This window comes from Streptomyces sp. SAJ15, from assembly GCF_007595705.1.
In the GTDB taxonomy this organism is placed as follows: Bacteria; Actinomycetota; Actinomycetes; order Streptomycetales; family Streptomycetaceae; genus Streptomyces.
Genome location: NZ_NISY01000034.1, coordinates 1 through 10963, shown reverse-complemented (window position 1 = coordinate 10963; position 10963 = coordinate 1). Strand labels below are relative to the sequence as shown.

The 10963-nt window shown below is 67.9% G+C and carries 2 protein-coding genes and 3 pseudogenes; all 5 read right to left on the bottom strand.

Annotation, left to right across the window (positions count from 1 at the left end; genetic code table 11):
- Nucleotides 1–3510: type I polyketide synthase (locus tag CD790_RS34155; RefSeq protein WP_144387269.1), on the bottom strand; the 3510-nt coding region annotated here is incomplete at its 3' end.
- On the bottom strand, nucleotides 3404–5419 hold the full coding sequence (locus CD790_RS36535) for a KR domain-containing protein (RefSeq protein ID WP_399218702.1): 2016 nt from the start codon (nucleotides 5417–5419) through the stop codon (nucleotides 3404–3406). The genes CD790_RS34155 and CD790_RS36535, both read right to left, overlap by 107 nt.
- A 12-nt stretch (nucleotides 5420–5431) precedes the next feature.
- Nucleotides 5432–8415, bottom strand: a pseudogene (locus CD790_RS36735) (beta-ketoacyl synthase N-terminal-like domain-containing protein); the annotation flags it as partial.
- 94 nt (nucleotides 8416–8509) lie between these two features.
- Nucleotides 8510–9277 (bottom strand): annotated as a pseudogene (locus tag CD790_RS36730) (SDR family NAD(P)-dependent oxidoreductase); the annotation flags it as partial.
- Nucleotides 9278–9344: 67 nt separating this feature from the next.
- Nucleotides 9345–10733, bottom strand: a pseudogene (locus tag CD790_RS36725) (polyketide synthase dehydratase domain-containing protein); the annotation flags it as partial.
- Nucleotides 10734–10963: the final 230 nt, after the last annotated feature.

The window sequence follows — 10963 nt, the reverse complement described above, 5'->3', positions numbered from 1 at the left end:
GAGTCCCCAGATGAGTGCTTGGGTGGGGTGGGTGAGGGTGTCGTGGGTGGGGTCGGTGGTGACGGCGTTGGTGGTGACGCACCACAGGGGTGCGGTGGTGTCGGTGTCGGTGAGGGCTTGGATGAGGGCCAGGGTCGCCGCCATTCCCGCGGGTACGTCCGGCTCGTCGGGGTGAGGTGCCTCGTCCAGGGCGAGGAGCGACAACACCCCGCTGATCGTGTGCTCGGCGGTGTGGGTCTGGAGGTGTTGGGCGAGTGCTTCCCGGTCGGTGGTGTGGGGATCGATGTGCGTGACGTGAGTGGGTGTGCCGAGCTGGTCGAGCGCGTTCAGGCAGGCTTGGACGGCGTCGTGGTCGGCTTGGCCTGCGGGGATGATGGCGAGCCAGCTGCCGTCGATCTCGTCAGGGGTGGTGGGGGGTGGTGTGGGGAGGTGTTTCCAGGTGATTTTGTAGCGCCAGGTGCCGAGGGTGGTGCGTTCGCGTTGGCGTTGGTGCCAGCCGGAGAGCATCGGTAGTACTGCGCTGAGGGAGTCGTGTTCCTGGTCTGTCACGTTCAGGGTCTGGGCCAGAGCGGGCAGGTCCTGGCGTTCGACCGCCTCCCAGAACCGGGCCTCCACACCATCCCGCTCCACGTCCACGCGAGGGGAAGCGGCCTCGCTCGCGAGCCAGTACCGCTCACGCTGGAACGGGTAGGTGGGCAGATCAACCCGCTGTGCCGTGGTGCTGTCGAAGAGATGGCTCCAGGTCACTGGCAGGCCGTGAGCGTAAGCCTCGGCGACGGAGGTCAGGAAACGTTGCGGACCGTCCTCGTCACGGCGCAGAGTACCGATGACCAGGGGCTCGACAGCATCGGTAGCGTGCGTGGTCTCCAGTGTGTCGTGAATGGTGTGGGTGAGGACGGGATGGGGGCTGGCTTCGATGAAGGTGTGATGTCCCTCGGCCGCCAGGGCGTGGAGGGCGTCGGAGAGCCGGACGGGTTGGCGCAGGTTGCGGTACCAGTAGCCGGCGTCCATGTCCGGTCCTGTGATCCATTGGCCGGTGACGGTGGACAGCAGCGGAATGCTGGGCATGGCCGGGGTGATAGCGGTCAAGGCGTCGCGGATCTCGTCCTCCACCGCTTCCACCTGGGGACCGTGGGAGGCGTAGTCGACCGGGATACGCCGGGCCCGAATCTCCTGCTTGGCGCACTCGGCCAGGAGTCCTTCCACCGCCTCCGGCTCACCGGAGACGATCACAGTACGGGGACCGTTGACGGCAGCGATGGCCAGCCGGTCCTGCCAGGCGGCCAGTCGCTCCTCGACCTCGTCCACCGACAGGGACACGGAGGCCATGGCACCGTGGCCGGCCAGGCGGGCCAGGGCGCGGCTGCGAAGAGCGACCACCGCCGCGGCGTCGGCCAGGGACAGTGCACCCGCTACGTGGGCTGCGGCGATTTCGCCTTGGCTGTGGCCGATGACGGCGTCGGGGTGGATGCCGCATGCCTGCCACATGCGTGCCAGGCCCACCATGACCGCGAACAGCACCGGCTGGACCACATCCACCCGATCCAACGACGCCGCACCATCCGCCTGCCGCAACACCTCACCCAGCGACCAGTCCACATGAGGGGCGAAAGCTTCTTCACACGCTTCGATGTGCTCACGGAACACCGAGGAAGAGTCCAGCAGATCGGCCGCCATGCCGGCCCATTGGGAGCCTTGGCCGGGGAAGACGAACACCGTCTTGCCGGTGGAGGTGGTGGTGTTGCCGGTGATGACGTGTGGGGTGGGGTCGCCGGTGGTGAGGGTGTGGAGTCCGTTGAGGAGTTCGTCGCGGTCGCGGCCGAGGATGACGGTGCGGTTTTCGAAGCTGGCGCGGGTGGTGGCGAGTGACCAGCCCACGTCGACCGGGTCGAGTTCTGGCCGGTCCTGGACGTGATGCCGTAGTCGTACCGCAAGCTCCCGTACCGCGGCCTCACCCCGCCCGGAGATCAACCACGGCACGACCCCGGATTCCAAGACCCGCTCGTGCCCTTCCTTGCCCGCGTCGGAAGGTGTGCCGCCGGCTGGTGCTTCGGCCTTGGACGGCTCCTCGATGATGAGGTGGGCGTTGGTTCCGCTGACGCCGAAAGAGGAGATGCCCGCGCGACGGGGCTGGTCGGTGCGGGGCCAGGGCTGGGCCTCCGTCAGCAGCGATACCGCTCCGGCGGACCAGTCCACATGCGAGGTGGGCGCGTCCACGTGCAGCGTCTGCGGAAGCAGCTCATGGCGCATGGCCATGACCATTTTGATCACCCCGGCCACACCGGCCGCGGCCTGGGTATGACCGATGTTCGACTTCAACGACCCCAACCACAAAGGCCGGTCCGCGGAGCGATCGCTGCCGTAGGTGGCGAGCACCGCCTGAGCTTCGATCGGGTCTCCGAGGGTGGTGCCCGTGCCGTGGGCTTCGACCGCGTCTACATCGGCTGCCCTCAGGTCGGCGTTGGCCAGGGCCTGGCGGATGACGCGTTGCTGAGAGGGGCCGTTCGGGGCGGTGAGACCGTTGCTGGCGCCGTCCTGGTTGACCGCGCTGCCCCGCACGACCGCCAGTACCGGGTGGCCGTTGCGGCGGGCTTGCGACAGCGGTTCAAGGAGCAGCATTCCCGCGCCCTCGGCCCACCCCGTGCCGTCCGCGCTCTCGGCGAATGCCTTGCACCGCCCGTCGGCGGCCAGGGCGCGTTGTCGGCTGAACTCCACGAAGCTGAAGGGACTCGACATCACCGTCACGCCGCCGGCCAGGGCCAGGGAACACTCGCCGGAGCGCAGGGCCTGGCAGGCCAGGTGCAGGGCTACCAGCGACGATGAACAGGCGGTGTCGATGGTGACGGCCGGGCCCTCCAGGCCGAACGTGTAGGACAAGCGGCCTGACATCACACTGGTCGCGTTGCCCGTCACGACATAGCCTTCGACGCCCTCGGGGGCCTCATGGAGACGTGGAGCGTACTCCTGCGCCGCGGCACCCACGAAGACACCGATCTGCTTACCCTGCAGCGAGGTCGGGTCGATGCCCGCCCGTTCCACGGCTTCCCAGGAGGTCTCCAGCAGCAGTCGTTGCTGCGGGTCCATCGCCAGCGCCTCCCGCGGCGAGAGACCGAAGAAGGCCGGGTCGAACTCGGCCGCGTCGTGCAGGAAACCTCCCTCGCGTACATAGGACTTGCCCGGCTGGTCAGGGTCGGGGCTATAGAGCTTGAGGAGGTCCCAGCCACGGTCGCTCGGAAAGCCCGAGACAGCGTCCCCGCCCGCTGCCACCAGGTCCCACAGAGCCTCCGGAGACGACACGCCCCCCGGATAGCGGCATGCCATCCCGACGACCGCGATCGGTTCGTCAGGCGAGGAGACGGTTACGGCGAGCGGTGGAGCCGGGCTGCTGTGGGTGTCGAGAAGCTCAGCACACAGATAGTCGGCCAGAGCGGTAGGCGTCGGATAGTCGAAGACCAAAGAGGTAGGCAGCTGGAGGCCGGTGGCCGCGGCCAGCCGGTTGCGTAGTTGCATGGCTGTGAGTGAGTCGAAGCCGAGCTGGCTGAAGGCACGGTCGCCGCGTACAGCTTGGGAGTTGGGGTGTGGTGGGTGGGTTGGTGTGTGGGTGGGTGGGGTTGGTGTGTGGGTTGTGTGGGTGTGTTTCGGGGATGTCGGTGATGAGGGGGTTGGGGTGGGTGGTGGTGAGGGTGGGGGTGAGTTGGGTCCAGTTGATGTTGGCGATGGTGGTGATGGTGTTGGGGGGTGTGTGGGTGAGTGCTGTGGTGGCGAGGTGGGGTGGGAGTGGGGTGAGTCCGTGGCGTTGGAGGTGTTGTTGGGTGGTGGGGTTGGCGGCCATGCCGGTGTGGGCCCAGGGTCCCCAGGCGATGGAGGTGGCGGGGAGGTTGTGGGTGTGGCGGTGGTGGGCGAGGGCGTCGAGGTAGGTGTTGGCGGCGGCGTAGTGGGCTTGTCCGGGGCTGCCCCAGGTGGCGGCGGCGGAGGAGAAGAGGATGAAGGTGGTGATGGGGTGGTTTTGGGTGAGGTGGTGGAGGTTGTGGGCGGTTTGTTTTTTGGCGTGGAGGGTGGTGTTGAGTTGGTGGGGGGTGAGGTTGGTGAGGGTGGCGTCGTTGAGGGTGGCGGCGGTGTGGATGACGGTGGTGAGGGGGTGTTCGGGTGGGATGGTGGCCAGGAGTTGGGTGAGGGCTTGGGGGTCGGCGGTGTCGCAGGCGGTGATGGTGACGTGTGCGCCGAGTTGGGTGAGTTCGGTGTGTAGTTGGGTGGCGTTGGGGGCGTGGGGTCCGCGTCGGCTGGCGAGGAGGAGGTGGGGTGTGTGGTTGTTGGTGGTGTGGTGGTGGGTGAGGTGGTGGGCGATGTGGGTGGCGAGGGCTCCGGTGCCGCCGGTGATGAGGGTGGTGCCGTGGGGGTTCCAGGGTGGTGTGGTGGGGGTGGGTGGTGGTGTGGCGTGTTGGAGTCGGGGGGTGTGGAGTCCGTTGGGTCGGATGGCGAGTTGGTTTTGTTTGTGGGGGTGGTTGGTGGGTGTGGTGATGTGTTGGAGGGTGGTGGTGATGTGGTGGTGGGGGTAGTTGGGGGTGGTGGGGTGGTCGATGAGGCCGCCCCAGTTGTGGGGGTGTTCGAGGGCTGTGGTGCGGCCGAGTCCCCAGATGAGTGCTTGGTTGGGGTTGTTGAGGGGGTCGTGTGGTCCGGTGGTGGTGGCGCTTTGGGTGATGCACCACAGGGGTGTGTTGGGGTGTGTGGTGGTGAGGGTTTGGATGAGGGTGAGGGTGGTGTGGGTGCCGTTGGGTGTGGCGGTGTGGGTGGGGTGGGGGTTTTCGTCGAGTGCGAGGAAGGAGAGGATGTGGGTGGGGGTTGGGGTGGTGTGGGTGAGTTGGTGGGTGAGGGTTTGGGTGTTGGTGGTGGTGGGGTTGATGGTGATGGTGTGGTGGGGGATGTTGTGGTGGTTGAGGGTGTTGGTCCAGGTGGTGATGGGTTCGGTGGTGGTGGGGTTGGTGGGTGTGATGAGGAGGATGTGGTGGTTGGTGGTGAGGGGTGTGGGGGGTGGTGGTGCGGGTTTCCAGGTGGTGGTGTAGCGCCAGGTGTTGATGGTGGTGTGGTCGCGTTGTTGGCGGTGCCATTGGGCGAGGGTGGGGAGGAGGGTGTTGAGGCTGGTGTGGTGTTCGGTGTTGTGGAGTTGGAGGGTTTGGGTGAGGGTGGGGAGGTCTTGTTCTTCGATGGCTTGCCAGAAGCGGGAGTCGATCCCATCTTCAACAGCGGTGAGTTCCTGACCTGTTGCCGACGCATCCGCCGGACCTGTAGAGCCATTCAGCCAGTAGCGCTGGCGTTGGAAGGGGTAGGTGGGTAGGTCGACTCGTTGGGGCTCGGTGCCCGTGAAGGCTTGTTCCCAGGTGATGGGTAGGCCGTGGGTGTGGGCTTGGGCGAGGGCGGTCATGAGGGTGTCGGTTTCGGGCCGGTCACGCCGCAGGAGGGGTGCGATGACAGTCGGCTTGGGTGCTGGCTCCTCGTGGTCATCTCCGGTGTTGTGGAGAGATGTCTGTGTGAGGGTGGTGAGGACGGCGTCAGGTCCGAGTTCCAGGTAGGTGGTGGTGTCGTGTTGGGTGAGCCATTGGATTCCGTCGTGGAATCGGACGGTGGCTCGGGCCTGCTCGGCCCAGTACCGGGGTGAGCAGGCTTGCTCTTCGGTGAGAGGCCGGCCGGTGAGGTTGGAGATCACCGGCAGCCTGGGCGGCTGGAACGCCACCCCCTCCAGCACTTGCTGGAACTCGTGGAGCATGGGGTCGATGTGGTGGGAGTGGAAGGCGTGGCTGACCCGCAAGGGTGTGGTGCGGTAGCCGGCCTCGCGCCAGGCGTGGCGTAGTGCGTCGATGGCGTCCGTGTCGCCGGAGACCACCATGGCGGTCGGTCCGTTGACCGCCGCGAGCGACACCCGCCGCGCGTAGCAAAGACAGGGAACCGCTCATACAACTCCCGCCCCATCCCCACCCGCTGCGCGCCCTGCCCGGTGAACAAGAACGCCAACCGCCCACCCGCACCCACCCCCGCGGCACCGCTGGAGGTGGTGGCGGTGGTGGGGGTGCTGCCGGTGATGACGCGGTCGGCGGGTTCGCCGGTGGCCAGCTGGTGGAGTCCCTCCAGCAGTTCCTCACGCCCCTGGCCCAGGACCACGGCGCGGTGTTCGAACGACGATCGGGTGGTGGCCAGTGACCAGCCGACATCGGCTGGTTCCAGGTGGGGCTGTGTTTGGAGGTGGCCGCGCAGTCGTAGTGCCTGGTCCCGCACCGCGCTCTCACTTCGCGCGGACAACAGCCAGGGAATCACCGTCGAGGCCGATCCGGTTTCCCGGCCTGTCACGTGGTCGGTCGGCTCTTGCGGTTTCGTGGGCTGGGTTTCTGCGGGGGTGGAGTTGGTGCCGCTGACGCCGAAGGCGGAGATGCCGGCCCGCCGGGGTCGCTCGGCGCGTGGCCAGGGCTGCGCTTCGGTGAGCAGGGACACGGCTCCGGCAGACCAGTCCACATGCGAGGTTGGGCTGTCCACATGCAGTGTCTTGGGCAGCAGCTCATGGCGCATCGCCATGACCATTTTGATCACTCCGCCGACACCTGCGGCGGCCTGGGCGTGGCCGATGTTGGACTTCAACGATCCCAGCCACAAGGGCCGGTCGACGGGCCGGTCCTGGCCGTAGGTGGCCAGCACTGCCTGCGCCTCGATCGGGTCTCCCAGCGTGGTGCCGGTGCCGTGCGCCTCCACCACATCGACATCCGTGGCCTCGAGGCGCGCGTTGGCCAGGGCCTGGCGGATCACCCGCTGCTGAGACGGACCGTTCGGCGCGGTCAGACCGTTACTCGCCCCGTCCTGATTGACCGCACTCCCCCGCACCACCGCCAAGACCGGATGACCCTCACGCACCGCCCGCGACAACGGCTCCAGGAGGAGCATGCCGACGCCCTCTCCCATCCCGGTGCCGTCCGCGCTTTCGGCGAATGCCTTACACCGCCCGTCCGCGGCCAACCCCCGCTGTCGACTGAAGCCGATGAAAACGCCCGGTGTGGAGATCACCGTCACGCCGCCGGCCAGCGCCATCGAACACTCACCGGCCCGCAACGCCTGACACGCCAGATGCAACGCCACCAACGACGACGAACACGCGGTATCCACCGTGACCGCCGGGCCCTCCAGACCCAGGGTGTAAGCGACCCGGCCCGACACCACACTGGCAAGGTTTCCGGTCATGAGGTGTCCTTCGGAGACCTCCGGCGTCGTGGGCCATCCGGCCGCGTAGTCGTTGCCGGTCGAGCCTGTGAAGACACCGGTCTGGCTGCCCTTGAGCGAGGCCGGGTCGATGCCCGCGCGCTCCACGGCTTCCCAGGCCGTCTCCAGCAGCAGTCGCTGCTGCGGATCCATCGCCAGCGCCTCACGCGGAGAGATCCCGAAGAACGCCGGATCGAACTCGCCCACGTCATAGACGAAGCCGCCGGTACGTGCATAGGACTTACCCGGCTGCTCCGGATCCGGGTCGTAAAGCCCCTCCAGGTCCCACCCGCGATCGCTGGGAAACCCGGAGATCGCATCAGTGCCGGCAGCCACCACTTCCCACAACGCCTCCGGAGATGTCGCGCCCCCTGGGTAGCGGCAGGCCATCCCCACGACGGCGATGGGCTCCGTCGACGTGGTGGTTTCCGCTGCGGGCCTGGTGAGCGTGGTCTGAGCCAGTCTGGGCGCATCGCCCATCGCCTTCGACAGTTCAGTCGCCAGATGGCCGGCCAGAGCAGTCGGGTTGGGGTAGTCGAAGACGAGAGTCGCAGAAAGGCGGAGGCCGGTGGCTGAGCCCAGACGGTTGCGTAGGTCCACTGCGGTGAGTGAATCGAAACCCGATTCCGTGAACGCCCGCTCCGCGTCCACGGCCTCGGGGTGCGGGTGTCCGAGCACGGCCGCGGCGTGCGTCCGCACCACGTCCAGGACGGCGGCCGCACGGTCGGGGCCCGGCAGCTCAGCCAGCTGCTGACGTAGCGCGGAGAGTGCGCCACCGGCTTCAGCGCGCGTGGTCGTGGCGCGGCGAGGAACGGACACCAGCTTCCGGAGCAGCGGTGGCAGGGCGCCGGCCGCGGCCTGTGTCCGCAGCATGGCCGTATCGAGATGCAGAGGCAGCAGCAGCGCTTCGTCGGTCCGAGTCGCGGCATCGAACAGGGACAGGCTCTGGTCGACGGACATGGGGGTGATGCCCGCGCGCGCCGTCCGGGCCACATCGGCTCGGGCCAACCGGGCCGCCATACCCTCGGGCTGCTCCCACACGCCCCAAGCCAGTGAAATGGCAGGCAGACCAGCGCTTCGTCGATGCTGCGCGAGTGCGTCGAGGAAGACGTTCGCCGTTGAGTAATTCGCGATGCCCGGCCCGCCGAAGATGCCGGAGGCGGAGGAGAAGAGGGTGAAGTGGGTGAGGTTGGTGTGGTGGGTGAGGTGGTGGAGGTTGAGGGTTGGTGGCCCAGAGTCCCCAGGCGAGGGAGTGGGCGGGGAGGTGGTGGGTGTGGCGGTGGTGGGCGAGGGCGTCGAGGAAGGTGTTGGCGGTGGCGTAGTTGGCTTGGCCTGGTGCGCCGAAGACGCCGGAGGCGGAGGAGAAGAGGGTGAAGTGGGTGAGGTCGGTGTGGTGGGTGAGGTGGTGGAGGTTGAGGGCGGCGTCGACTTTGGCGCGGAGGACGGTGTCGAGGCGGTCGGGGGTGAGGCTGGTGAGGATGCCGTCGTCGAGGGTGCCGGCGGTGTGGATGACGCCCGTGAGGGGGTGTTCGGGCGGGATGGAGGCCAGGAGTTGGGAGAGGGCGTGGGGGTCGGCGGTGTCGCAGGCCGCGATGGTGACGTGGGCGCCGAGTTGGGTGAGTTCGGTGTGGAGTTGGGTGGCGCCGGGTGCGTCGGGTCCGCGGCGGCTGGTCAGCAGCAGGTGAGGGGTGTGGTGGTGGGTGGCGAGGTGGCGGGCGACGAGGGATCCGAGGGTGCCGGTGCCGCCGGTGATGAGGGTTGTTCCTGTCGGGGTGGCCTGTGATGAGGAGGCCGGGGGCATGGTGAGGACCACCTTGCCGATGTGGCGGGCCTGGCTCAGGTGTCGGAAGGCTTCAATGCCGCGACGGACGTCCCATGTGGTGATGAGCAGGGGTTGGAGAACGCCGTCGTCGAAGAGTGTGAGGACTTCGTTGAGCATGTGTTGTAGTCGTTCGGGGGTGGCTTCGCCGAGGTCGAAGGGGCGGTAGGTGATGTGGGGGTGTGTGGTGGTGAGGTGTTGGGGGTCTCGGATGTCGGTTCGGGTGGGTGGTGGAGGTGGGGTGGGTGTCGAGGTCGAGGAGGTGGAAGCGGTCGGGGTGTTCGGCTTGGGCGGAGCGGATCAGTCCCCATACGGGTGCGTGGGTGAGGTCGGGGGCGGGGTCGTGGGAGCCGGTGGTGATGGCGCCTTGGGTCACGATGACCAGCCGTGTTCCGGTCAGGCGGGGTTCGGCTAGCCATGTCTGTACCCAGGTGAGGAGGCGGTGTGTCACCGTGCGGACCTGCTCGGCCGTCTCCTGAGCTGCCACGGCCCACTCGGGCGGATCCCCATCGCCGCGGGTGGCGGTGGTGGTGGCGGTGTCGGCACCGGTCTCGGCACCGGTCTCGGTGTGGGTGTGGGTGTGCCAGTGGTGGACGGTGAGGATGGCGGTGTCGGGGGGTGCCGCGCCGGAGTCGAGGGTGTGGATCAGGGCGGTGAGGTCGGTGTGGGTGTCGACGGGGGTTCCGGCGGCGGTCAGGGCGGTGACCAGGTCGAGGGGGTCGTCATCGATGACGGCCCACTGCCCGGTGAGGGTGGTGGCGGGCGGTCCGGAGGGAACACCGACCCATTCCAGTCGGTACAGATGATCATGGGTCGGGACGGGGCGGGCGACCTTGATCTGATCGGGGCTGACCGGGCGAGAGACCAGGCCCTCTACGGTGGCCACCGCGGCCCCCGTGCCATCACTGATGATCAACGCCATCGCATCCGGTGCCACGGGCGTCAGACGCACGCGCAAGGTGTCCGCACCGGCCGTTCGCAACCTCACCTGACGCCAGAGGAAGGGCATCCTCGCGGGCATCGACAGGTCGGGAGGTTCGCCGCCGCCCGCCTCCTCGACCGGAATCGCAGCGTGGAGAGCGGCGTCGAGCAACACCGGATGCAGCTGGAACCGGTGCGCCTCCGTATGCCCCGCGGGGAGGGAGACCTCGGCGAAGATGTCATCACCACACCGCCACGCGGCCTTGAGGCCCTGGAACGCGGGTCCGTACGCGAAGCCCCGGCCGGCCAGGCGCTCGTACAGGTCGGCCGTCGGCATCCGTTGGGCGCCGGCGGGGGGCCATGGTTCGTTCGTACCAGTGTCAGCGAGGCCGCTGTCGGGGCTGCCGACGGACAGGATTCCGGTGGCGTGCTGAAGCCAGTCCCCTTGTACGGACGTGTCGTCGGGGCGCTGTACTCGAGAGTGAATGGTGAGTGTACGGCGGCCGCCGACGTCCGATGGGCCGACAACGAGCTGGAGTTGTACACCCGAGTCCTCGGGGACGACGAGAGGGGCGTGGAGGGTGAGTTCCTCCAGCTCGACGCAGTCGGTTTCGGCTCCGGCATGCAGCGCGAGTTCGACAAACGCTGTGCCAGGGAGAAGGACGGTGTCCAAGACGCAGTGGTCGGCCAGCCAGGGGTGTGCGTTCAGGGAGAGCCGCCCGGTGAAGACGTACCCGCCACTTTCTGCGAGCTGCACCCCAGCCCCCAGCAGTGGGTGACCGGCCTCCTCCAGACCTGCGGCTGAGACATCCCCCGCGGGGGTGGTGCTCTCCAGCCAGTAGTGCTGGCGTTGGAAGGGGTAGGTGGGTAGGTCGACTCGTTGGGGTTCGGTCCCTTTGTAGAGGTGTTCCCAGGTGATGGGGAGGCCGTGGGTGTGGGCTTGGGCGAGGGAGGTGAGGAAGCGGCGGGGTCCGTCTTCGTCGCGGC

Bases quoted from the DNA above. Each gene is read 5' to 3' on its own strand.
- CD790_RS36535 (WP_399218702.1), bottom strand. From the start codon at position 5,419: ATGACCGCCCTCGCCCAAGCCCACACCCACGGCCTACCCATCACCTGG.